The 22,956-nt window shown below is 44.9% G+C and carries 19 protein-coding genes; 10 read left to right on the top strand and 9 right to left on the bottom strand.

What is annotated here, in order from left to right; all coding sequences use genetic code 11:
• Positions 1 to 577 precede the first annotated feature (577 nt).
• Positions 578 to 1,186: a hypothetical protein gene (locus Q1A18_RS18235; protein ID WP_299584252.1), complete on the top strand. Its 609-nt coding sequence runs from the start codon at positions 578 to 580 to the stop codon at positions 1,184 to 1,186.
• 85 nt (positions 1,187 to 1,271) lie between these two features.
• Here the strand turns inward: Q1A18_RS18235 and Q1A18_RS18240 are convergent, their stop codons facing one another.
• From Q1A18_RS18240 to Q1A18_RS18250, 3 genes are read right to left on the bottom strand one after another with little or no spacing between them, the layout of a single operon-like run.
• On the bottom strand, positions 1,272 to 2,984 hold the full coding sequence (locus Q1A18_RS18240) for an acyl-CoA dehydrogenase family protein (RefSeq protein WP_299584255.1): 1,713 nt from the start codon (positions 2,982 to 2,984) through the stop codon (positions 1,272 to 1,274).
• A 28-nt stretch (positions 2,985 to 3,012) separates the two neighbouring features.
• On the bottom strand, positions 3,013 to 4,032 hold the full coding sequence (locus Q1A18_RS18245) for an electron transfer flavoprotein subunit alpha/FixB family protein (RefSeq protein WP_299584258.1): 1,020 nt from the start codon (positions 4,030 to 4,032) through the stop codon (positions 3,013 to 3,015).
• A 17-nt stretch (positions 4,033 to 4,049) separates the two neighbouring features.
• Entirely contained in the window at positions 4,050 to 4,925 is an 876-nt protein-coding gene (locus Q1A18_RS18250) for an electron transfer flavoprotein subunit beta/FixA family protein (protein ID WP_299584261.1), read from the bottom strand.
• A gap of 728 nt (positions 4,926 to 5,653) precedes the next feature.
• On the opposite strand from Q1A18_RS18250, the gene Q1A18_RS18255 reads away from it, so the two are divergent.
• Positions 5,654 to 7,186 (top strand): alpha-N-arabinofuranosidase, encoded by a 1,533-nt coding sequence (locus Q1A18_RS18255; RefSeq protein ID WP_299584264.1) that lies wholly within the window; start codon positions 5,654 to 5,656, stop codon positions 7,184 to 7,186.
• Positions 7,187 to 7,255: 69 nt separating this feature from the next.
• On the opposite strand, the gene Q1A18_RS18260 is transcribed toward Q1A18_RS18255, so the two are convergent.
• A complete protein-coding gene (locus tag Q1A18_RS18260; protein WP_299584267.1) occupies positions 7,256 to 8,911 on the bottom strand; it encodes an AMP-binding protein in 1,656 nt (551 codons plus the stop codon).
• Positions 8,908 to 9,474 (bottom strand): cupin domain-containing protein, encoded by a 567-nt coding sequence (locus tag Q1A18_RS18265; protein WP_299584270.1) that lies wholly within the window; start codon positions 9,472 to 9,474, stop codon positions 8,908 to 8,910. Before Q1A18_RS18265 ends, Q1A18_RS18260 begins: the two co-directional genes overlap by 4 nt.
• A 486-nt stretch (positions 9,475 to 9,960) precedes the next feature.
• Here Q1A18_RS18265 and Q1A18_RS18270 point away from each other — a divergent pair, with 486 nt between their 5' ends.
• Both Q1A18_RS18270 and Q1A18_RS18275 read left to right on the top strand, forming a co-directional pair.
• Positions 9,961 to 10,170, top strand: a complete 210-nt coding sequence (locus Q1A18_RS18270) for a hypothetical protein (protein ID WP_299584273.1) — start codon at positions 9,961 to 9,963, stop codon at positions 10,168 to 10,170.
• Between the two features lie 143 nt (positions 10,171 to 10,313).
• Positions 10,314 to 10,961, top strand: a complete 648-nt coding sequence (locus Q1A18_RS18275) for a hypothetical protein (RefSeq protein ID WP_299584275.1) — start codon at positions 10,314 to 10,316, stop codon at positions 10,959 to 10,961.
• Between the two features lie 93 nt (positions 10,962 to 11,054).
• Here Q1A18_RS18275 and Q1A18_RS18280 read toward each other — a convergent pair whose 3' ends face one another.
• Positions 11,055 to 13,109, bottom strand: coding sequence for a helix-turn-helix domain-containing protein (locus Q1A18_RS18280; RefSeq protein WP_299584278.1), 2,055 nt, complete (start codon positions 13,107 to 13,109; stop codon positions 11,055 to 11,057).
• Between the two features lie 311 nt (positions 13,110 to 13,420).
• Between Q1A18_RS18280 and Q1A18_RS18285 the strand changes: the two genes are divergently transcribed.
• The 4 genes from Q1A18_RS18285 to Q1A18_RS18300 all read left to right on the top strand — a co-directional run bounded on the left by Q1A18_RS18285 (position 13,421) and on the right by Q1A18_RS18300 (position 17,096).
• Positions 13,421 to 15,136 (top strand): acyltransferase family protein, encoded by a 1,716-nt coding sequence (locus Q1A18_RS18285; protein WP_299584281.1) that lies wholly within the window; start codon positions 13,421 to 13,423, stop codon positions 15,134 to 15,136.
• A gap of 73 nt (positions 15,137 to 15,209) precedes the next feature.
• The gene (locus tag Q1A18_RS18290) at positions 15,210 to 15,920 is read left to right on the top strand and encodes a DUF6090 family protein (RefSeq protein WP_299584285.1); all 711 of its coding nucleotides are present in this window, start codon (positions 15,210 to 15,212) and stop codon (positions 15,918 to 15,920) included.
• A gap of 19 nt (positions 15,921 to 15,939) precedes the next feature.
• Complete coding sequence (locus Q1A18_RS18295) at positions 15,940 to 16,119, top strand: hypothetical protein (RefSeq protein ID WP_299584288.1); 180 nt, start codon at positions 15,940 to 15,942, stop codon at positions 16,117 to 16,119.
• Between the two features lie 2 nt (positions 16,120 to 16,121).
• Positions 16,122 to 17,096, top strand: coding sequence for an NAD(P)-dependent alcohol dehydrogenase (locus Q1A18_RS18300; protein ID WP_299584292.1), 975 nt, complete (start codon positions 16,122 to 16,124; stop codon positions 17,094 to 17,096).
• A gap of 102 nt (positions 17,097 to 17,198) precedes the next feature.
• Here Q1A18_RS18300 and Q1A18_RS18305 read toward each other — a convergent pair whose 3' ends face one another.
• The 3 genes from Q1A18_RS18305 to Q1A18_RS18315 all read right to left on the bottom strand — a co-directional run bounded on the left by Q1A18_RS18305 (position 17,199) and on the right by Q1A18_RS18315 (position 20,657).
• On the bottom strand, positions 17,199 to 18,410 hold the full coding sequence (locus Q1A18_RS18305) for a sodium ion-translocating decarboxylase subunit beta (protein ID WP_299584295.1): 1,212 nt from the start codon (positions 18,408 to 18,410) through the stop codon (positions 17,199 to 17,201).
• Positions 18,411 to 18,425: 15 nt separating this feature from the next.
• Entirely contained in the window at positions 18,426 to 20,333 is a 1,908-nt protein-coding gene (locus Q1A18_RS18310; RefSeq protein ID WP_299584298.1) for a biotin/lipoyl-containing protein, read from the bottom strand.
• Between the two features lie 63 nt (positions 20,334 to 20,396).
• Positions 20,397 to 20,657, bottom strand: a complete 261-nt coding sequence (locus tag Q1A18_RS18315) for an OadG family transporter subunit (protein ID WP_299584302.1) — start codon at positions 20,655 to 20,657, stop codon at positions 20,397 to 20,399.
• 501 nt (positions 20,658 to 21,158) lie between these two features.
• Here Q1A18_RS18315 and Q1A18_RS18320 point away from each other — a divergent pair.
• Positions 21,159 to 22,490, top strand: a complete 1,332-nt coding sequence (locus tag Q1A18_RS18320; protein WP_299584305.1) for a Gfo/Idh/MocA family oxidoreductase — start codon at positions 21,159 to 21,161, stop codon at positions 22,488 to 22,490.
• A 148-nt stretch (positions 22,491 to 22,638) separates the two neighbouring features.
• A complete protein-coding gene (locus tag Q1A18_RS18325; protein WP_299584308.1) occupies positions 22,639 to 22,854 on the top strand; it encodes a dodecin family protein in 216 nt (71 codons plus the stop codon).
• Positions 22,855 to 22,956: the final 102 nt, after the last annotated feature.

The following is a 22,956-nucleotide window of genomic DNA, read 5'->3' on the forward strand; positions in this document are numbered from 1 at the left end:
CCGCCTGTTGAGCTACTCCTGCAACAAACGCTCCGACCCGCGCTAAAAAAGCCTGGAAGCCTCATGAAGCCTGCTCTTGATGGGGCTATGGAAAGGCCTTCTCTAGAAAAACAAACACTATTATATATATCGTATTACAAAGAGATCTGGCTTCGTTTTCCAAAAAACACGCTTTAAGAAACACCCCCGTCCTGCCCATTTGCCTCTCCTTAGCTATATATACTAAGAGTAAGGTACCGCAAAACTCTTCTCTTATGGCTCCAGCCCTATCACAAGAGCATGTACAAGCTGAAGCCAAAGTCAGCAATCAACCTTCTACCAAATTCCCCCTATGGCCAGCACCAGCCGTTGATTCATTCTATTTTTACTTGAAAAACCGGACAGAAATAGACTGCCTGCCAGGGAGTAACCAAATAATCCCCTCAACAATCACCCAATAAAACGCAGACTTTATACTAAAAGCCAGAAGGCTACGTTTTTCTTTTAGCTTATTTTTTTGCTATATTAAAAAAGATCGAGTCGAATTTGAATTCACCTTCTTATATTTACGCAGTTTAACAACAAATAAATAACAAACATGAAATCATCTTTATTGAAATATGTAGCTTTTAGCCTGTTAATGAGTTTTACGACCATTTCTTTTGCTCAAACAACCTCATACAGTGCTGCTTTTGATACGCTTAACGTAAAAGATCAGTTTGAGCACTTGTATAAAAAATCAAACACTTATGAGGAGTATAAGGTAATGAGCATTAGCGGCTACAACCTACTCAAGCAAAACTCCATTGACAGTATTGGCCAATATCAAAAAGTAGTAAGAAACCTTCAGCAGGAAATTAATACTTTAAAAAATGACTTGACCGCCGCCAACGCTGCAACAACAAGTCTGCAAGAAGAGCTTACAGCCAGCCAGCAGGCCAAAGACAGCATCAGCTTACTTGGCATAGAAGTATCCAAAAGTAGCTATAACTCCATTATGTGGGGATTAATCATTTGCCTGGCAGCGATTTTGCTAATCATCCTCTCCCTATACAAGCGAGGCCATCATGTGGTAAAAGAAACCAAAAACCGGCTGGAAGAAGTTCAGGAAGACCTGGAGAACCTTCGAAAAAATGCCTTGGTAAGAGAGCAGAAACTCGCACGCGAGCTGATGGATTTCAAATTGAAGCACAAACCCAACCGCTGAGAGTTCTTTAAAAAAGACATAAACCCAATAAAAAAATGGAGGCCTGTAAAACAAGCCTCCATTTTTATTTTGTCAGATATGCTATTTACTGCATTTCATATTTATAAGAACCTAAGTCGCTTAAATCCGATGTACGGATGAATTCAGCATGAGCTTTCACCTGAGCTTTTGCAATTCGGATGAAGTTTTTAGCTGATTTTGCAAACATGGCATCCCGATTGGAATCCAACACCAGCAGGTAACTCATAATGATATTTCCAGCCATCTCGACTAAGCGGCGGGCATGGAAATCGATAAACTCATTATCTTCAGTTGCCAGTACTTTATTGACTGCCTGCTCATACTCATCAGTAAGAATGATCAAGGTACGACGCAAGTGCTCTAGTTCCGGAGACACTTTCTCAGCTTCATAAACCCGAATTTGGTTCAGGTAAGCACCGGTAGTCACCCCGCGAATGGCTGCCACAACCTGCAGCTGCGTTGTTCCTTCGTAGATTGACGTAATACGGGCATCACGATAAATCCGTTCAACCGGATAATCTTTCATAAAGCCTGACCCACCATGAATCTGCACTGCATCATAAGCCAGCTGATTGCTGTATTCGCTGGACATTCCTTTGACTAAAGGCGTGTAAATATCAGCAAGTCTCTGATATTTTTTCATCTCATCACGCTCTTCTTTCTCCAGCTTACGCTCTTCAGCAATATGCATGTAAGTTTTATATACATCTACAAAACGAGCTGTTTCATACAACAAGGTGCGCGAAGCGTCCAGTTTTGCCTTCATATTCGACAACATTTCATACACAGCCGGGAAGCGCATAATGGCTTTACCAAACTGAACACGCTCTTTGGCATAAGCTAATGCTTCGCGGTAAGCAGCTTCTGAAACACCAACCGACTGGGCAGCGATTCCCAGACGTGCACCATTCATCAGAGCCATTACGTATTTAATCAATCCCATTTTGCGAGAGCCCACCAACTCGGCCGGTGCATCTTTAAACACCAACTCACAAGTAGGCGAACCAATGATTCCCATTTTGTGCTCAATTCGACGAACTGTTACGCCTCCGTCGTTTTTGTCGTAAATGAACATAGACAATCCACGACCGTCTTTCGTACCAGGCTCAGAACGGGCAAGAACCAGTGAAATATGACCATCACCATTGGTAATAAACCGCTTAACTCCATTCAAAATCCATTTACCTGATTTCTCATCGTAAACCGCTTTCAACTGAACGGCCTGCAAATCGGAACCGGCATCGGGCTCGGTCAAGTCCATCGCCATGGTATCGCCATTACAAACACGAGTCAGGTATTTTTCTTTTTGTTCTTCGGAAGCAAATTCATTGATCGTTTCAGCACAATCCTGCAAGCCCCAAATATTCACAAAACCCGCATCAGCACGCGATACAACATCGGCAGCCATAATGTAAGGTACAATCGGGAAGTTCAAACCGCCATATTTCCTTGGCAACGACATCCCCATCAAACCAGCTTTATTCAAGGCTTCAATGTTTTCAGAAGTTCCGCGGGCATAAATTACATGTCCATCGACAACCTGTGGTCCTTCGGCATCAATTGATTCAGCATTTGGTCCAACAATATCGCCACAAATCTCACCAACAACTTCCAACACTTTGTCGAAGTTATCCATCGCGTCTTCGTGGTCCATCGGAGCAAAATCAAACGCTTCTTTTTCTGCGAAATTCCGTTCCTTCAACCGAACGATTTTCTCCATCAACGGATGATCCAAGTGGAATTTCAATTCTTTATTATCGGTATAATAATTAGCCATTTCTTTAAAGTTTAAGTTTTACCTGCCGCTACTTGGTGTTTTGTTTATAGTACTTAATCATTTTGGGAATGATGGTAGCCACATCGCCGTTAATCACATAATCGGCTACTGCATTGATGGGCGCCTCCGGATCGGTGTTGATGGCAATAATCTGTGCCGATTCTTCCATACCCGCACGGTGCTGAATTTGCCCGGAAATTCCGCAAGCAATGTACAACTTAGGACGTACAGTAACTCCGGTTTGCCCAATCTGACGCTCATGTTCGGCATAGCCAGCATCAACGGCAGCGCGGGAAGCACCAACTTCTCCTCCTAAAACTTCAGCTAAATCAAAGAGCAGCTGAAAATTCTCTTTCGAACCCATTCCATAACCACCGGCAACCACAATCGGAGCCGCTTTCATGTTCACCTTGCTCTTTTCCATGTGACGCTCCAAAATTTCGACCAGGAAATCGGCATCACTAACATACTTCGCTACATCCAGTTTCACAACTTTTCCTTTGTACTTTGGATCAAGTATCTCCTTTTTCATCACCCCTTCGCGAACGGTTGCCATCTGCGGGCGACAATCCGGATTGATGATGGTTGCAATAATGTTACCACCAAACGCCGGGCGAATCTGGTAAAGCAGGTTTTCGTAGTTTTTGTTTTGCTTTTTATCCAAATGGTCACCAATCACCAGGCTGGTACAGTCGGCAGTTAACCCACTATGCAAGGCTGAAGAAACGCGTGGTCCCAAGTCACGACCAATTGAAGAAGCTCCCATTAAAGCAATTTGTGGCTTCTGCTCTTCAAACAATTTTACAATGATGGAAGTATGTGGCAGTGTACTATAAGGATACAAGCGCTTATCATCGGCCACATGAACTATATCCACCCCATAGGGGAAGATTTGTTCCTCGATACCATCCAACTGGTGTCCGATAACAATGGCTTCCAATTTACATTTTAACTCGTTGGCCAATGAACGGCCTTTGGTCATCAACTCCTGGCTAACTTCAGCCACATGACCATCTTCTATTTCGCAATATACAAATACGCTATTCATAACTGATCTGTTAGGGGTTAACCAATGGTGTGACTTTCAATCAACTCGCGCATCAAATCATTGATGTCGCTATCTGCTGAGGTAATTACTTTTGCTTCTTTCGCCTGAAGAACAACGTTCTCCACTGTTTTTACTTTTGTTGGCGAACCACTTAACCCCAACTCAGCATGATCCACTTCAATATCATTTACCGTCCACTCCGGAATATTCAGGTACGGACGATCATTATACAGGTGTAAATAATCTTCATTTGAATTCTGAAGTTCAGTTACCGTTTTGGCATGCTTGTACTTCATAATCAATTTCGCATTGCGTGCCCGGCAGTCAGGAGCCGATCCGTTAACTGTCAACACTAAAGGAACCGGACAGGAAACCGTTTCTACTCCACGCTCCAAACGACGCTTCATTTCTACTTTTCCATTCTCGATCTTCTGAATTTCCTCAACGTAGGTAACTTGCGGCAAGCCCAATTTTTCAGCAACCTGAGGACCAACCTGAGCCGTATCGCCATCAATAGCCTGACGACCAGCGATTACGATATCAAAGTCTTTCACTTTTTTCAGGGCTTGCGAAATGGCATAGGAAGTTGCCAGGGTATCAGAACCTGCAAAAGCCCGGTCGGTCAATAAAATACCGCCATCGGCTCCGCGGAACATGGCTTCGCGGATAATCTCGGCGGCTCGGCCCGGCCCCATTGTCAGAATTGTAACTGTAGATCCCGGGAATGTATCTTTAATGCGAAGCGCCTGCTCCAATGCATTTAAATCTTCCGGATTGAAAATTGCCGGCAAAGCTGCCCGGTTAATGGTACCGTCAGCTTTCATAGCATCCTTGCCAACGTTACGGGTATCGGGTACCTGCTTGGCAAGAACAATAATTTTATAAGCTCTCATCTTATTTAAATTTGTCAGTTTTATTGAATGTTAGATTTAAACCAATCCTTTTTTCAAGTTGGTGCGCAAAGCACAAAATGTTGCCATTTTTTCTCTGCAAGGGAAGCAAATATAGCCAAAGCCCCCTAAGTTATCAAGGCTTACAGCCCTTCCGGAGATTTCAAAACTGATTCGAAAACTCATTTTAGCGGACAAATCATTTCAATTCGGAAAGAAACCATTGCTAAAAAGGGTTATTTACGAGCATTTAAAACAATCAACCTATTTTTTCAAAAAATCTCAGAATCATCGATTGTTAAACTTATTTATAATCATTTTAATCTAGCCAAAGCCATATTCCAATAACCTCAATAAAGGGGCCTCCTAAGCCTTTCCAGATCATAAATGATTCTTTCATCCGGCTATTGAAATCGTCATGTTACTCTCCCTTGAAAGACCAAATCAGAATTCCGGCTAAAGCCAATGTATTTGTTTCATCAAGCTGATCAAAAGCGAACTATCCAAAACATAAAGCAATTAAATGATATGTATTCAATTATTACTCTTGCAGAAGAACAATTTAAAAAGTATTTTAAACTCTTAAACTAAACAGTAATTAAAGAATTTAAATGAGTTTCATAACTTAGGTGTGTTTGATTCATAGCCCTAAGGAGTGAAATTCAAATGAGATTAATAATTTTCACGAGCACACGAAGTCGATAAACATTTCAACCATAAAACCTAAACTCATGAAGATGAACCTATTCTTTTCTATTATGCTGCTGTTTTTGGTTAGTACAGCTGCACTTGCGCAAACAAAAATCAGCCTGCACACTGACCAGGCCAAAACCAAAATCAACAAAGAAATTTACGGACACTTCGCCGAACACCTGGGGCGTTGCATTTACGGGGGAATTTATGTTGGTCAGGATTCCGAGATTCCCAATATCCGAGGATTTCGCGAAGATGTAGTTTTTGCCTTGAAAGAAATGGAAATCCCCTTGCTGCGCTGGCCGGGGGGCTGCTTTGCCGACACCTACCACTGGAAAGACGGCATCGGGCCTCAACACGAGCGCCCTTCGATGGTTAATGTGCACTGGGGCGGGGTTACGGAGGACAACAGCTTTGGCACCCATGAATTTCTGGACTTCTGCGAGCTCATTGAAGCTGAGCCTTACATCAACCTGAACGTCGGTTCGGGAACGGTTCGGGAAGCTTCGGAGTGGGTCGAATATGTCACCTCAAAGAACATCAGCCCCATGACGGATCTGCGGAAACAAAACGGACGCGAAGAACCCTGGGAAGTAAAATACTGGGGAATTGGCAATGAAAACTGGGGATGTGGCGGTGATATGACTCCCGAATATTATGCCGACCTCTATCGGCAATTTGCTTCATACGCCAGAGGTGCCAGCTACAAAATTGCCTGTGGTGCCAGCGACTATGACTATAATTGGACTGATGTGTTGATGAAAAAAACACAAAACAAACAGCATCTCATTCAAGGGCTGTCGTTACACTACTATACCATTACCCACAATTGGAGCCACAAGGGGTCGGCTACAGACTTCAATGAAAAAGAGTGGGTTACCACCCTTGACAAAACCTTAAACATGGATGAACTTATAACAAAACATTCCACCATCATGGATAAATACGACCCGGAAAAACGAATCGGCTTAATTGTTGACGAATGGGGAAACTGGTTTGATGTGGAGCCGGGCACTAATCCGGGTTTCCTGTATCAGCAAAATACGATGCGCGATGCCTTGGTGGCCGGTATCAACCTCAATATTTTTAACCAGCATGCCGACCGCGTCAAAATGTCCAACATTGCCCAAACGGTGAATGTTTTGCAATCGGTCATTCTGACCAAAGACGAGCAGATGGTGCTAACACCAACCTACTACGTATTTAAAATGTATGCTGCCCACCAGGAAGCCACCTTGATTCCGATGAACCTGGAAACAAGCCGCTATGAATTTGAAGGGCGCTCCGTTCCCACGGTTCATGGATCGGCTTCCACCAAGGATGGTGTCGTTTCCATCACCCTGTGCAACCTCAACCCCAATCAGGCTGAGCAAGTAGCCCTGACCATTACCGGACAGGAGTTTTCCACTTGTGCAGGACAAATTATTACGGCTAAAAACATGAATGATTACAACGATTTTGATCAGGAAGAGAAAGTAAGCCTTCAAACATTTGATGTGAAGAAGCCCAAAAACGGAAACCTCAGCATTGACTTGCCTGCAAAATCCGTAGTACTGATTCAACTTCAATAAATAAAAAAGAAGGGCTAACAAAAACGGGAACCTGATGAGGCTCCCGTTTTTTATTTTGATCGGTTTCGTTTACTTGTCTTCGCCCCGAATCTCCACCCGACGTATTTTTCCGGAAATGGTTTTCGGTAATTCCGTTACAAACTCAACAATACGTGGATATTTATACGGAGCTGTGGTCTGTTTCACATGGTTCTGAATCTCTTTGACCAAAGCTTCTGAGCCCGGCTGATATTCGGGGGCCAGCACAATACTGGCTTTCACCACCTGACCACGTACGTCATCCGGAGCGGCCGTAACAGCACACTCCACCACGGCCGGATGTTCCATCAAAGCACTTTCAACCTCGAAAGGGCCAATACGATAGCCGGAGCTTTTGATGACATCATCCACCCGGCCAACAAACCAGAAATAGCCATCTTCATCGCGCCAGGCCAAATCGCCAGTATGATACAAACCGTCGTGCCATACGGCCTGGGTTCGTTCCTGGTCGCGATAATACTCCTGAAAAAGTCCTACGGGTGTCGTTTTATCGGTTCGGATAACAATCTCCCCGATTTCACCATCTTCACACAAACGATTTTCCGGATGCAACAACTGCACTTCATAAGTCGGGTTTGGAATACCCATGGAGCCGGGCTTGGGTTTCATCCACGGGAAAGTGGCAATGGCCAGCACCGTTTCGGTTTGACCAAAACCTTCCATCAAGCGAATCCCGGTCAACTTCAAAAAGCGGTTGTACACTTCGGCATTCAGCGGTTCGCCCGCTACTGTACAATATTTAAGTGAAGACAAGTCGTACTTTGAAAAATCTTCCCGGATCATAAAGCGGTAAACCGTTGGCGGCGCGCAAAAGGTGTTAATTTTATACTGACTAATCACCTGGAGCATATCCGCCGGATTGAATTTCTCATGATCGTACACAAACACGGCCGCTCCGGCCAGCCACTGCCCATACAGTTTTCCCCATACGGCTTTCCCCCAGCCCGTGTCGGCCACGGTCAGGTGCAGGCCATTTTCTTCTACCTTGTGCCAATACGAAGCCGTGGTGATGTGTCCCAGCGGATAGGTAAAATCGTGGGCCACCATCTTCGGGTTTCCGGTGGTACCCGAGGTAAAGTATAAAAGTGAAATGGAGTCGTTGCTTGAAACCGCTTCCGGACGTTCAAAGGCAGGCGCCTGCTCCAGTCCGGCAGCAAAATCCTGCCAGCCTTCGGGCACCAGTGGCCCCACCGACAGGCGATGCTCAACGCTGGGCGAGTCTTCCATCGCCAGATCAACCTGTTCCGTCACTTCCGCTTCGCCAACGGCTACAATGGCTTTTATTTCTGCTGAATTGTTCCGGTAAACCAGGTCTTTCTTTTTCAACAAGTGCGTGGCCGGAATACAAACCGCGCCTAACTTATGCAGGGCAATGATGGAAAACCAAAACTCAAAACGACGTTTTAAAATCAGCATAACCTTATCGCCCCGTCCAATTCCGAGCGATTGAAAATAAGCAGCCGTTTGGTCGGTATACTTCTTCATGTCGGCAAAGCTGAAATTCCGATGCCCGCCCTGGTCATTGGTCCATACCAAAGCCAGCTTTTCGGGCTCCAGCCGGGCATATTCATCGACCACATCGTATGCAAAGTTAAAGTTATCGGGCACTTGAATTTCCAGGTTTCCGGTGAAGTCGGCCAGGTTTTCAAACTGTGCTTTTTTCAAATATCGTTCACTTAATATCATAGTTGCGTTTTAAAGATCATTGCTAAAAATTTCGTTTCTTCTCCATCCAGGGCCTTCATGCAGTGCGGAACCGACGAATCAAACCAAATGGAATCGCCTTCATTCAACACCAACTCTTTTCCTCCAAGCTTAATCAGTAATTTTCCTTGAAGCACCAGGTTAAACTCCTGCCCCGGATGCTGATAGCCCTCGCCAGGGTCTTTGTCCGGATGCGGATCAACGGTTACCACAAAGGGCTGAGCCACCTTATGAATGTAACTTTCATTGAGTGCCTGGTATTGGTATTCTTTTCGACGCTCAACCACCGAGCCTGTCCCTTTTCGGGTAATGGAATAACGGTGCATGGTGGCATCGTTGCCCGTTAGCAGGGTGGTTAACTCCATATTGTAAACGGATGCAAAGCGGTATAAGAAACTAACAGGAATATCTTCCTGTCCACTTTCGTAGGTTTGGTATTGCTCCAGGGTGATGTCGCAGCTTGCCGCACAATCAGCCTCCGACAAATCCAAGGCATCACGCAATCCTTTCAATCGTTCGGCGATTTGTTGAATTTCAATGTTCATGGTTAGTTAAGATTTTTGAAAACGGTGGCCGTCAAGCCAGTTTTCGGGTTGCCTAAAAATAAGAATTATCTCGCGTAATCAGCCAGAGGATGAACATTCGGGCAATATTTTCGGAAAAAAATCCCATTGCAAGAGCCTTTCAGCAGCATCTTGCGCCCACCTGTCGAGGTCATATGTTCCGCAGAATCCGGCCAGTGAAAAGTCGGGGATAAAACGTATGCCCTTCTTTAGCACCTCCTCTTGTCACTTTCAGCCAAAGGGACCAAAGAACCGCCGATGGTAAAACATGAAGTTTTTATTAATTCCGAATGTTAGCCGAATAAGTAAACCGCTCAAAAATTACTGCTGAAAACATGCTCCGCTCCCCTGAACAAGCCCTTTTTGCTTCGAAACCGCTGCCCAACACAGCCCAAGCTTGGCTCAATGCCCAAAACTCCTAGATCGATGCATCAAAACAGGCAAGCAATGCTCCGAAACATCGGCTAAATGCAATTGGTTGGGTGCTCCATGCCAACAAACAGCCGCTTGATGACCCCTTACGCCTGCCCGACAAGGCTAAATGCCTGCTCCATGCGTCGGAACGCCTGCCTGATGCGCCTGAACGCCTGCTCGATGAGTCGGACTTATGTTTATATTTCAGTATGTAACAGCACTCCTTCAGCAGCCATCAAAAGGCACCAACTCAGCTGGCATTAATTCCTATTCCACTCATTATCGACACCATACGATTTTGTTTAAACCAACACGTTCCGTTTGAATTGAAACAAATAAGGGGTTTAAAACTTGATTTTTTTGAAATAATTTTATTAAATTAGTTGATAATCAAACTTTACTGACTTATGAATGGAAACCAAATTAACCGGAAAGAAATGCAGAACGCTGTGCGCGACTACCTGGACGCGCATGTGACCAAGTGGTCGACGATTGCTAAAATCGGAGAATTCAAGAATGAATTTGACCTGCTGAATGATCAGATTGATCAGACCCAACAAGCTCAACAAGCCGCTCAGGTGTTCGTGGGTAAAAACAAAAAGATTGTGAAAAGTACCATCGCTCAAAAGGCCGACATCCTGAACGATGTGCTGGAAACCTTTGGTATGCTTTCGGGCGACACCGAGCTGGAAAAGAACATGGGCGAGTCGTACTCGGATTTGCAGAACATGCGAAACCTCGATTTTATTCCGAAGATTAACACCATTATCAGCGAGGCTGAAAAGCACCTGACCGTCCTTCAGGCCGACTATGGCGTAACTCCCGAACAGATTGAAGATTTGAAAGCCGACATGGATCAGTTTCTGGAACTAAACGGCCAGCCCCGCGCCTACCGCATTGCTTCGGTTCGGGCCACCAAGGATCTGGAGCAACTTTTTTCAGAAATTAACCTCGTGCTGACCGAAAAGCTGGATCGGGTGATGAAAATCTTTAAACGCCGCGACCCAAACTTTTACAATGGCTACCGGGCCGCACGCGTAGTGGTGAATAATTAAGGAGAAACGGGCCAAAGGCCAATGCCACTTGAAATCGTTCAGTTCTGTGTTACGAACCTGAACGATTTTTTTGTTGGCGCAGCCCTTACTTGCTCACAGCAGGTTTTTGGCTTCCAGCGAGCGCTTAAGCTGTTGGTGATTGTTCCAGAATTTTTGTTCCATTTGCCGGAACAACTTTCGGAATTCGGGCAATTCCTTAATCGAATCAACCAGCGGGTCTTTATCCAAAAAAAGAATGGTCCAGTAATGAAAGTTGTCTTCCCGGGCAAACTCCTCCAGGTATTGCAAGGCCCGGGCACGATCGTCCTGCCAGGCGTAGTAAACCGCCAGGCTAAGCGGCCGGTAAATCGACGGATCCTGTTCGGCATACGCTTTATAATCCTGCATTAGTTCGGCGGCTTCTTCCGCAAAGCCCATTTTGTCCATCACCACCGCAATCTTGCCATTCTCAAAACGGTACACATCCAGGTTCAAGGCCTTTTTAAGATCGAGAAACCGACGGTAATAGGTATAGGCACTTTCATAATCGCGCAGGTAATAACAGGATTTGGCCACTTCCTGCAAAATATCAAAACGCGTGGAATCCTGCTCCAGGGCTGCCAGCAAATCGGTTTTTAACTGCGGCAGATTGCCGGTTTTGGCATATTGAATATAGGCCTTCACATACATCGAGTACAAATTGCCGGGCGAATAAGCCAACGATTGGTTGATGTACTTCTCCGCTTCGTCCACAAAACCCGATTGAATAAACGCGTTGCTCAGGTGAAGCAGGATAAAACTGGTGGTCGTGGAGTCGTTGCCGCCAACATCAATCTGAATCCCTTTCAAGGCATACTCCAGGTATTTCCCCGTGTTGGGGTAGTAGCTGGTGTAAAAGTCCGAAAGGGTATTGATCACAAAAGCGGAGTTTGGACTGTACTCCAAAGCTTTCTCGAGGTACGGAATGGCCAGTTCATACTCGCCCGTATTGATGTAGAAAAACGCTTTGGCCAGCAACGACTGACTGAGCTGATCGTCGTAAAACATGGCCAGGTCGGCGTAGGCATTAATCTCGTCAACGTAGTTCTTTTCGGCCTGATAGGCATCCAACATGTAATAGGCAATGGCCAGGTCGGCATAGGCTCGCGCAAACTCCGGGTCGTGTTCCACGGCTTGTTTAAAAAGCGGAATGGCCAGCTCCAGCCCTTCGCGGGTGCCCTGGTGGAACTCATCAAGCCCTTTCAGAAAATAATCGTACGCCTCCAAATTGTCCGTGGGCGGTTTGCTGATGCGCTTCTGCTCCTCCGGCGTAATGATCACCTCAATTTCCTGGGTGATGCTTTTAGCCACATCCAGCTGAAGGTTGAAAATATCCCTGGTTTCCCGTTGATACTGTTCAGACCACACATGCTTGTCGCTGGGAGCTTCAATGAGCTGCACCGAAAGCAAAATCTGGTCTCCAATCTTTTGCCCGCTGCCTTCAATAAAATAGCTTACCCCCAATTCTTCGGCAATTTCGGGAATCGATTTGGAAGAATGGCGGTACTTCTCCACCGAAGTCCGGCTAACCACCCGCAGGTTTTCAATTTTCTGCAGGTTATTCAGGATCGATTCCATCAACCCGTTGATCAGGTAAATGTTGGTTGAATCGTTGCTTTCATTTTTGAAAGGTAAAACAGCAATGGACTTTTCCAGCTCCTTATTCTTTGCTGCAAAGGGCTTGAACAGGATAACCAGCACCGCCAGAATAAGCACCGCTCCCACTGCCAGCATCCAGCCGGATTTCCTTACGGGCGGCGCTTCCTCCGGAGGCTCCGGCGGCGGCATCTCTTCCTGATTGGCCTGTTCGCCTGGCGGATAACCATAATGATCGTGAAAACATTTGCCGAAGTAAGACGTGCTGCTGAACCCTACCTGAAAAGCCACTTCAGAAACAGTCAACGATCCTTCCTTTAACAGCTCCATCGCTTTTTCGAGGCGAATTTGCCGGATAAACAAGCTGACCGAAAGGTTGGTCAATTTCTTGATTTTGCGCAATAAGTTGGAACGACTCATGCCGGCCTCGCGGGCCAGTTCGGAAACACCAAACTGATCATTGCCGATATTCTCCGTAACAATGGCTGTAATTTTCTTTAAAAAATCGCGTTCTACCGGGCTCAAGTCTGGCATTGCATTCAATCATTAAAAGGAGTTTGCGAGTTTAAAGATACGAATAATGATCTGATACTTTTCCTTCACCCAAGCTCTGTCGCCATCATTGCACGCAACATGTCCATTTCCACCCTTCATTTTACTCGCTCCGAAAGGCCCGTTTTCAGAGGGTTGCACGCTCACTTGCGTCATAAGTTACACACATTCGTCCTGGTTTACAGGGCTGCTTCAAACTTGTTAGCTTTTGATTCCTCATTGATTGGTCTTGCGTCAGGCTTTGCCAGACCTTTACACTATCGAAAAAAGTCAAACCCAAAAACACAGTCGTCATGAAAACACGCATTTATTTTTTAGACAATTTAAGAACCTTCCTGATCTTTTTAGTGGTTCTGTTGCACGCAGGCCTGGTTTATGAACACGTATTGGAAAATTCATGGATTGTTGTCGATCCGGTCAAAAGCAACAACATCGGTCTGATTCGGATGTACCTTGACCTGTTTGTGATGTTTACCATCTTTTTTATCTCCGGCTATTTTGTCCGCTATTCCGTCAAAGGGAAATCAGCCATTGCCTTTATTCAATCCAAGTTTAAACGCATCCTGCTTCCCTGGGTTGTGGCCGTGCTCACCTTAATCCCTGCCTACAAAGTGCTGTTCCTTTATTCCAGAGGGCTGCCGCAGGAAGAATGGTTTTCGTATTTTCATTTTTTTGAACGAGCCGGAACCGATCTGAGCTTCTTTGCCAATAACCCGGTGCAGAACTGGCTCTGGTTTTTGCCGATCCTGTTTATTTTTCAATTGATTTATTTAGGACTCTCCAAAACGCGCCTGCTGTCTTTGTCCATTTCACTTAAAACCGGCGTTCTTTTAACTTTTGTTCTGGGCACCCTGTCCAGCATTTTGATTGCCATGAATGGACTTGCAGGATGGACCCACAACCTCATTCTTCACTTTCAAAACGAACGGGTGCTGGTCTATTTCCTGGCCTTCCTGCTCGGAACATTATGCAGCAAGCTTCAGGTATTTGAGTCGAAAACCCGAAACCGGAAGTACACGATCCTTTCCAATGTCACCCTAACCATTTCCCTGGGAATTTATACTGCAATGGCTCTGAATTTCTTTTTTAACCTGATTACTCCCGGAAGAAACTACTTCTATATTTCTGAGTTCACCGACCGCATACTGCTTTACAGCTCTGCCTTGCTGGCCATGCTTAGCTTTCTGTATGTGTTGATTGATGTGTTCCGATTCCGTTTCAATCAAACCAACACGCTGCTGCAACAGTTGAACCGTGCCTCCTATGCTGTTTACATCATTCACATGATTGTGCTTGGACTCCTGGCAACGGCTTTATTGCCTTTAGGCATTCCGGCTTTCCTGAAATTTCTGTTGTTAACCATTCTCACCTTCAGTATTTCCAACCTGTTGGTTTATGCCTACCAGCTTAGCAAGCAAAAAAGGCTGACCAGTACCAGCGTAGCAACGGCCTTGGTGGTTGTTCTTATGCTGGGCGCTGCCTTTAAAGGACCTGAAAAACTAAGAGGATCGGTTACCCAGGAAGTGCCAATCGAGCAATCTGCTCCCAGCCAACAGGTGCAAAGCATTCATGCCGCTGTAATTTCCGGAAACCTGGAAGCCGTAAAACAACTTCTTGACGCCGGAACTGATGTGAATGATCCGGAACCGGCAGGAGGCTCAAGCCCATTGATCTCAGCCATCGTTTTTGATAAAACCGACATTGCCCTGGCCTTAATTGAAGCCGGTGCTGACGTTAATTTCAAAAACAAAGAAGGTTCTACGCCGCTCCATTCGGCCGCTTTTTTCTGCCGGACCGAGCTTGTGAAAGAACTTTTGGAGCACGGAGCCGACAAAGCCATTCGAAACAATGCCGGATCCACGGCATTGGAATCCATCGTTGCTCCCTTTGAAATGGTCAAACCGATTTATGATTATTTCTCGAAAGTTTATGCCCCGCTGGGACTTGAACTGGACTACGAGCAGATTCATGCTACACGCCCAATAATTGCCCGGCTCCTGCAACCGTAGTTTTTGCCATGCGTAAAGGTTACACGTAAGCCCTTGAATCAGCCGTCAGAAGAAAACCTTTAAACGACACAAAATGTTGAGCTTTTTCCATCGTTTGCAGCTTCGTTTCCATACCGAAAATAAGATCGTTGCTTACTTGCTTTATGCCATTGGCGAAATTGTGTTGCTGGTTATCGGGATTTTACTCGCCTTGCAAATTAACAACTGGAACTCGCGAAGACTAGACCAGGAAGAAGCCCGGAAATCCTATCAAAATATCAAGCGGCAATTGTTGGAGGACCGCATTGAACTGGGCAAAGTGAAGGATTTAAACAACTACTTTGCAGCCAGCTACGTAAATGCCAACCGCATGATTGCGAATAAGGATGTGAGCAAAGCGGATTCGCTTGCCCTGATGATTATGGGCTTATCCCAATATTCCGATTTTTACCGCAGCGGAAATATTTACGAGATACTGGTGAACAGCGGAGAAATCAAACTCCTGAAAAACATCGCCGTAACCAGTGGGCTTCAAAAACTGGAAATGACTTACACCCATCTGAATAAACTGGAAGATATTCATTGGGAAATTATTTTGAATGAGTTGTCGCCTGAAGTACGTGGAGCGATAAACTATGCCACGCTTGAAATTGTAAAGCCTGAAAAGCTCTATTCGGTTGAAATCCGGAATTTCCTAATCGAAAGTCTGTTTCTTACCCAAGCCAAGGATTCAGTATACAAAAAAGCGCAACTTGAAATTAACCAAATCATTGATCAAATCAATTCTGAACTAAAGAGTCAATAACCTTAAAATCACAAAGAAAATGAAACACAAAACCGAAGACAAAAGTTCCTGGGCCATCGGTGGAACAACCATGATTGGACTGGGAGTTGGACTGATTTTCCTTCAAACCTCCGTGCTGCTATTTATCGCCTCGCTGTTTATTGGCATTGGGGTTGGGCTGGTCCTTGCCCCCATCCTCTCAAAGAAAAAGTCCGAATAAATATGAAAGCCATTCTATGTCCCCAATATGGTCCGCCGGAAGTGCTTCGGATGATGGAGGTAGTCAAGCCGACTCCCAAAAACAAGGAAGTGCTGATCAAAGTTAAAGCAACGACAGCCAATGGCGCTGATGCCCGGATTCGTGGAGCTGTTTTTCCTTCCATTTTTAACTTCCCGGTGCGACTGGCTATGGGATTCAAGGGGCCACGAAAACAAATTCTGGGCGTGGAACTGGCCGGAGTTGTTGAAGCCACAGGCAAGCAGGTTACTCGTTTCAACCCAGGTGATGAAATTTTTGCTTCAACCGGTGCTTCTTTCGGTGCTTACGCCGAGTATATCTGCCTGCCCGAAAATGCAGTGATGACCAGGAAGCCGGCAACCATGAGCTTTGAGGAAGCGGCAGCTGTTCCTCATTGCGCCCTCGCAGCCTTGTATTATCTACGCAAAGCCAAAGTTACCAGCGGACAAAAGGTTTTGATTTACAGTGCTTCCGGTGGAATTGGAACATTTGCCGTTCAGCTGGCCAAAATCATGGGAGCCCAGGTAATCGGTGTTTGCAGTACCTCCAATCTCGCACTGGTCAAATCGCTTGGAGCCGAACAGGTGATTGACTATACGAAAGAGCAACTGGCTCAGACTGGTGAAACCTACGATGTTATTTTCGACACTGTTGGCAAAGCCCCCATTAAAGAGTGTGTGCAAGCGCTGAATGAAAAAGGCTTGTACCTGTCGGCCGTGCATCTGGAGTTAGCACGAATTATGGAGGGAATTAGAGCCACACTAAAAAGCAGCAAAAAGGTAATCGGAGGTGTTGCTAACTACACTACTGAAAACCTGAATGATCTTAAGAGGCTTATTGAAGCCGGCCAATTGAAAACAGTCATCGACCGAAGTTATCCGTTGGAAGAAATTGTTGCAGCTCATACTTACGTGGACACCGGGCACAAAAAAGGGCATGTCATTATCCTTGTCGATTAAGTGAATGACAGAGTAAACGCTGATGCTACGAGTACGGATTGGAGCAACAAAAAAGCCCCACCCGCAATGGATGAGGCTTCTAATTAACCAGTTTATTTTTGTTTATCCCAAAAAAGAGATGAGCACGCCAGCAGCAACGGCCGAACCGATTACTCCTGAAATATTACTGGCCATGCAGTATTGTAGCACATGATTCTTCGAATCATATTTAATGGCGATTTCATTGGCTACGCGCGATGCCATAGGGACAGCACTTAAGCCGGTAGCACCAATCAGCGGGTTGATTTTCTTTTTGGCAACCAGATTATACACTTTAACAGCTAAAATACCGCCGGCAATAGAAATTGCAAAAGCGATAAAACCACCCACAATAATCATGATGGTCCGTGAATTCAGAAAAACTTCCGAAGTCATGGTAGCTCCCACTGTCAATCCCAAAAAGATGGTGGCTGTGTTCATAATGGATCCAGTAGCAGCATCCGACAAGCGAGCCACGGTCACTCCCACTTCTTTAATGAGGTTACCAAAAAGTAACATGCCCAAAAGTGGCACCGAAGAAGGTACAAAAATGGAAATCACAATACCCAACACAATGGGGAAAGCAATTTTCACCGCCTTCAGGTTCTTGATTTTCTGCTTGGCAGGATACAACTTATCCATTTCCTTCATGTTGATCCGCAATTCCTTTTCGGAACACAACAAACGCGAAACCAAAGGAACAATAACCGGAACCAGTGCCATGTACGAATAGGCAGCAATCGCAATCGGCCCCAGCAAGTGCGGTGCCAGCATAATGGTGGTGTAAATGGCAGTTGGGCCATCGGCTCCACCAATAATACCCAAGGATGCGGCTTCAGCAGGCGTAAAGCCCAAAGCAATGGCCGAAATCAGCACGGAAAAAATTCCGATTTGAGCAGCAGCTCCAAAAAAGGCCAACCGCAAGTTACGTAGCATGGGACCAAAATCAGTTAAAGCCCCCACCCCCATAAAAATGATAGGAGGTAAAAAACCGGTTTTGATCAGCGAATAGTACAGGAAATTCATGATTCCATGATCATGCGCAATTTCAAACAGGTTTTTGTAATGATGCTCATCAATTTGAACATACTCTGCAGGCACAACCGCCATCCCGCCTCCGGGAAGGTTGGCCAGGATTAGTCCGAACGCAATCGGAATCAGCAACAGTGGCTCGTACTTTTTCTTGATTCCCAAGTACAAAAGCAGTGCCCCTATCGCCAACATCAATAGCGTTCCTGGTCCATTAATGATATCCTGGATGGCAGTCATGTGATAGAGTTTCTCTATTATAGACATATGCAGGATTTTCTATTATTGGATTTTTACTAAAATATCATCTTCTTCCACTTCGGAACCATTGGTACCCGTAATTTCAACGATAGTACCAGCAATATCTGACCGAATGGCATTGAAGGTTTTCATCGCTTCTACATAACCAATCAAGTCGCCTTCCTTAATCACATCGCCCACCTTGATCGGTGTTTCCGAACTTTCTTTAGTCAGGTAAAACTTTCCTTCAAGCGGAGCGATGATTTCCTTGGTAACTCCACTAGCTACAGGAGCAGGCATAGCAACAGGTGTTGGTGCTGCCTGAACAGGAGCCGAAACTTCTGCTGGCTGGCTGTCACCATAGGCCACCGATACTTTAAACTGCTCTCCATCAACATTGATAATCATGCTGGATGGGTTGAAATTGGCAGGAGCGGCAGCAGCCGGAGCCTCTGCTTTCTTGGTTCCTTCGAGCAAGCCGGCACCTTCTTCACGTTTTTTTGCCAAATCGGCTTCGAAGGCTTTCTTCGCCTCGCCGGACTTATAGGCACGGTATTGCTCAGGATGCATGGCCAGCTCGAATAATTCTTCATCGTCCTGCCCATATTCCCAACCATTTTCGTCCATTTCCTTGCGGAAAGTATCCAAGGCATCCGGATACAAGCTCTGAGGATTGGCGGTAAACTCTTCTTTGCCGTTTTCTATAGCCAGTTTCTTCAATTCAGGAGCTAGTTCTCCAGGTAACTTTCCACCTTTGCCCATCAACATATCCCAAATGTTATCCGCAATCATGCTCCAGCGCTCTTTGCCTTTCTCCAATTGCATCACATTCATCAGGGCCAGGTTTTTCACATACTGACTGTAAGGCGTTACCAGTGGCGGATAGCCCACCATTGGCCAAATATGCTCAACCTCATTAAACAGCTTCACCAGCAAATCATCCTGACTCAGTTCCGGCTGGTTATGCTTGTTTTTCCATTTGTTGATGCTGGCCAGGTTACTTTCCAGGTCAGCCATCAAGGACCCCATCATACCTCCTGGCAAACCGGGACCAATGAGCAAGGAGTTCATGAAGCGGTTTTTGGGGTTGATGTAGTAACCCAGGAAGTCATCAATAAAGCTTTGTGTCAGGCTGCGTACTTTCATGTAAGCATCCATATTGATTTCAGGCACATCAAAGCCCGCATCCTTCAACATGGCCTGAACTGCCAGCAGGTCAACGTGTCCGGTTCCCCAGGACAATGGTTCCATGGCCACATCAACATACTCAACACCAGCGCGACAGACTTCCAGAATAGAAGCCATGGCAAATCCAGGACCTGAGTGTGAGTGGTACTGAAGCGGAGTTTCGGGGTGTAATTTCTTGATACCTGAAACAATTTGACCTAACCAGGCCGGACGTCCAATCCCTGCCATATCTTTCAGGCAAATTTCATCAGCGCCACCTTTAATCAGCGCGTCGGCCAAATTGACGTAATAATCAACAGTATGTACTTCAGAGTAGGTTAAACTTAAAGCAGCCTGGGCAATCATCCCGGCTTCTTTGGCATATTTAATTGAGTCTAAAATGTTGCGGGCATCATTCAATCCACAGAAAGGGCGGGTGATATCCGTTCCCTGGGATTTTTTAACCTTATACATCATTTTGCGTACATCAGCCGGTACCGGGCTCATGCGCAAACCATTCAGCGAACGATCCAACATGTGCGTTTGAATTCCGGCATCATTGAAGGGTTGAGTCCACTTACGAACGGCATTATTGGGATTTTCTCCAAAAAGCAGGTTAATTTGCTCAAAACCGCCACCATTGGTTTCTACACGTGCAAAACATCCCATTTCAACAATGTGTGGGGCAACTTTTACTAATTGATCTACACGTGGCAAATACTTTCCTGATGATTGCCACATGTCACGATAGAGCAATGAAAATTTGATTTTTCTCTTTTCCATAAGGTTGTATTAATTTTTTAAAAAAGGTTTTTTTGTAACTGGGTATCGAGTTCTTCCAGAATTTTACATTTTCTCGATTTTAGTAACATGTCCTTTGCCTTCAGTTACAATTTTGACTGCAGACACAATCGCTGCGATTTTTTTTCGATTAAAGTTCCCCGTTTGCACAGCAACCTGTTGAACTTTATGACTAATTTCTTCTGGTAAATATTTATTGACAAAACGAATAATCAAATTGCCAAGTAAAACCACCAGAGACAGAATGATAAATACGGTAATCATTCCAATTCCCATCAATTGTAATGCAAATCCTAAGTCACTCATAGTATCTATTTTTTATAAAAAAACTTTTTCCCACTTTATCGAACACTAGCAATACTACCAAAATTTTGACCGTTCAAAAATGTTTAAAAATAGTTCCCAAAAACAATTATCAATTAATTAACATTGATTTTCTTCATATCGAAAATGATCGATCTATTCTCACTTTCAAATTAAAAGTAAAATCATCCGGAATCCTTAAATACGGTTGAAAGCCGAAGATTCTCCATCAGGAGAAAAGGGATCGAAAATAATACTTGCAGGTCGTTAATTAAAAATGGAATTTCCCAAGTTACATTATTTTCATCATCATTTCTAATTCCGTGTCCAAAATCTGAACACAGCCAAAACTTATCCGGCCTATTTCCCACCTGCGGTAAATTGCTGTTTATCCTTATAAAAGGTTTTATTCTTAAAAACTTAATTGTTAATTTTAGACTTTTGTGAAAAAGAGAAGCGAGTGTATCAACTTTGTCGATACAAACTATTAATAAATCAACTAAAATGAAAAAACAAACAAAAATGGAACTATCCAGAAGACGGTTCTTAGGCACTGCTGCTCTTGGAGTTGCAGGCATCTCCTTACTCCCTACATTCAATTCATGTACTTCTCCTGCTGCTGCAGCTGAGCCCATTCGGCTTGGTTTTATTGGCATGGGACGTCAGGCCATGTTTTTGCTGAACGGGTTCATTCAGATTCCCGGCGTACGCGTTGTTGCCGGATGTGATGTTTATGGACGCAAACGTCAGCGATTTGAAAACCGGGTCAATGAGTTTTATGCAAAAAACAATGTTGATGTGAAAGTGTCAACACATGAAAAATACCAGGATCTGATCAAGCGAGATGACGTAGATGCAGTGGTAATTGCCGTGCCTGACCACGCACATGCCATGATTGCTATTGCTGCCTGTAAAGCGGGCAAAGACGTTTACCTTGAAAAACCCATGACCTTCACCATTAAAGAAGGACAAGAGTTGGTTCGCGTGGTTCGGGAAACCAACCGCATTTTAGCTATTGGCAGCCAGCAGCGTTCAGACCCCAACTTCCAGCATGCTGTTAACATGGTACAAACAGGGCGATTGGGCGATATTGAAAAAGTCAACGCTTATGTAGGTGCTCCTCCAATTCCATATAATTTGCCGGAAGAAGAAATTCCTGCCGACCTGAACTGGGACTTATGGCTGGGACCTTTACCCGGAGATATTCATTTCAACAATGAATTGAACCCACCAATTTCACTTGATCCGGTAGAACACGAAAAAATGTGGGGTGCCTGGCGCTGGTACAAAGAAATGGGCGGCGGTTTTACAACCGACTGGGGTGCTCATATGTTTGATGTTGCCCAGTGGGCTCTAGGCATGGACCGCAACGGACCTGTTGAAATCTCTCCCGTTGGAGATGGTACTGAATACATGACGTTTAAATACGCCAATGGTATTGTTCTGACATCTGAGCCTTTCAATGAGCAAATGACCAAAGGAGTGAAGTTTACCGGAACAAATGGTTGGATTGAAGTTTCACGCGGACACTTCAAAGCTTCCGATGATGCTTTACTTCCACCAGCCTCAGCCGATGCCAATGATGATACTCCTTATGAAACTAAAATTCCACATCAGATTAACTTTATCGAGTCGGTAAGAAACCGTGTTGATCCTGTGGTTCCTGTAGAAGTTGGGCATAGCTCATGTACACTTTGTACCTTGGGTAACATTGCTTGCGACCTGCAACGTACCATCGAATGGGATCCGGCTACTGAAACATTTAAGAATGATGAAGACGGAGCTGCAACAGCAAAACTTCATTACCACTACCGCGAAGGCTGGAATTTACTTTAAGTAACCATACCTCATTCTGAAAAGACTGGCTTCCATGAAGTCAGTCTTTTTTTTTGCTACTCACCTATTGTCAAGCATCTGAATTCACGAAACCGTTCCTCCCTTTTCTAAGTAAATACATACAAAACACTAACAAAAGGAGGTCATCATGCCAGAAAGCGTTTACAAAGTCATTGAATTGGTAGGCACCAGCACAGAATCCTGGGAAAAAGCAGCAGCAAATGCAATTTCCAAAGCATCCGAATCGCTGCGTGACTTGCGTATTGCTGAAGTATTAGCAATGGATATGCAAATTAGTGACGGTAAAGTTGAAAGCTACCGCACCAAACTCAAAGTTTCTTTCAAATTCGAAGGACATCATTAAGCTGCGTAGAAGAACTAAAGAACACACTTACAGGAGGTGGACTCAACTCCTGTAAGTGTTAAGCCCAGATGCTAATGAACCCAATTGATTTAACTGAAAAAT

Origin of the sequence: uncultured Sunxiuqinia sp. (genome assembly GCF_947495665.1) — a bacterium.
GTDB lineage: Bacteria > Bacteroidota > Bacteroidia > Bacteroidales > Prolixibacteraceae > Sunxiuqinia > Sunxiuqinia rutila.

Coding starts and splice junctions, on each gene's coding strand:
- Q1A18_RS18325 (WP_299584308.1), top strand. CDS start 22,639: ATGCCAGAAAGCGTTTACAAAGTCATTGAATTGGTAGGCACCAGCACA.
- Q1A18_RS18295 (WP_299584288.1), top strand. CDS start 15,940: ATGAAACACAAAACCGAAGACAAAAGTTCCTGGGCCATCGGTGGAACA.
- Q1A18_RS18265 (WP_299584270.1), bottom strand. CDS start 9,474: ATGAACATTGAAATTCAACAAATCGCCGAACGATTGAAAGGATTGCGT.
- Q1A18_RS18315 (WP_299584302.1), bottom strand. CDS start 20,657: ATGAGTGACTTAGGATTTGCATTACAATTGATGGGAATTGGAATGATT.
- Q1A18_RS18310 (WP_299584298.1), bottom strand. CDS start 20,333: ATGGAAAAGAGAAAAATCAAATTTTCATTGCTCTATCGTGACATGTGG.
- Q1A18_RS18240 (WP_299584255.1), bottom strand. CDS start 2,984: ATGGCTAATTATTATACCGATAATAAAGAATTGAAATTCCACTTGGAT.
- Q1A18_RS18245 (WP_299584258.1), bottom strand. CDS start 4,032: ATGAATAGCGTATTTGTATATTGCGAAATAGAAGATGGTCATGTGGCT.
- Q1A18_RS18270 (WP_299584273.1), top strand. CDS start 9,961: ATGCAATTGGTTGGGTGCTCCATGCCAACAAACAGCCGCTTGATGACC.
- Q1A18_RS18275 (WP_299584275.1), top strand. CDS start 10,314: ATGAATGGAAACCAAATTAACCGGAAAGAAATGCAGAACGCTGTGCGC.
- Q1A18_RS18280 (WP_299584278.1), bottom strand. CDS start 13,109: ATGCCAGACTTGAGCCCGGTAGAACGCGATTTTTTAAAGAAAATTACA.
- Q1A18_RS18305 (WP_299584295.1), bottom strand. CDS start 18,410: ATGTCTATAATAGAGAAACTCTATCACATGACTGCCATCCAGGATATC.
- Q1A18_RS18320 (WP_299584305.1), top strand. CDS start 21,159: ATGAAAAAACAAACAAAAATGGAACTATCCAGAAGACGGTTCTTAGGC.
- Q1A18_RS18285 (WP_299584281.1), top strand. CDS start 13,421: ATGAAAACACGCATTTATTTTTTAGACAATTTAAGAACCTTCCTGATC.
- Q1A18_RS18235 (WP_299584252.1), top strand. CDS start 578: ATGAAATCATCTTTATTGAAATATGTAGCTTTTAGCCTGTTAATGAGT.
- Q1A18_RS18300 (WP_299584292.1), top strand. CDS start 16,122: ATGAAAGCCATTCTATGTCCCCAATATGGTCCGCCGGAAGTGCTTCGG.
- Q1A18_RS18260 (WP_299584267.1), bottom strand. CDS start 8,911: ATGATATTAAGTGAACGATATTTGAAAAAAGCACAGTTTGAAAACCTG.
- Q1A18_RS18290 (WP_299584285.1), top strand. CDS start 15,210: ATGTTGAGCTTTTTCCATCGTTTGCAGCTTCGTTTCCATACCGAAAAT.
- Q1A18_RS18255 (WP_299584264.1), top strand. CDS start 5,654: ATGAAGATGAACCTATTCTTTTCTATTATGCTGCTGTTTTTGGTTAGT.
- Q1A18_RS18250 (WP_299584261.1), bottom strand. CDS start 4,925: ATGAGAGCTTATAAAATTATTGTTCTTGCCAAGCAGGTACCCGATACC.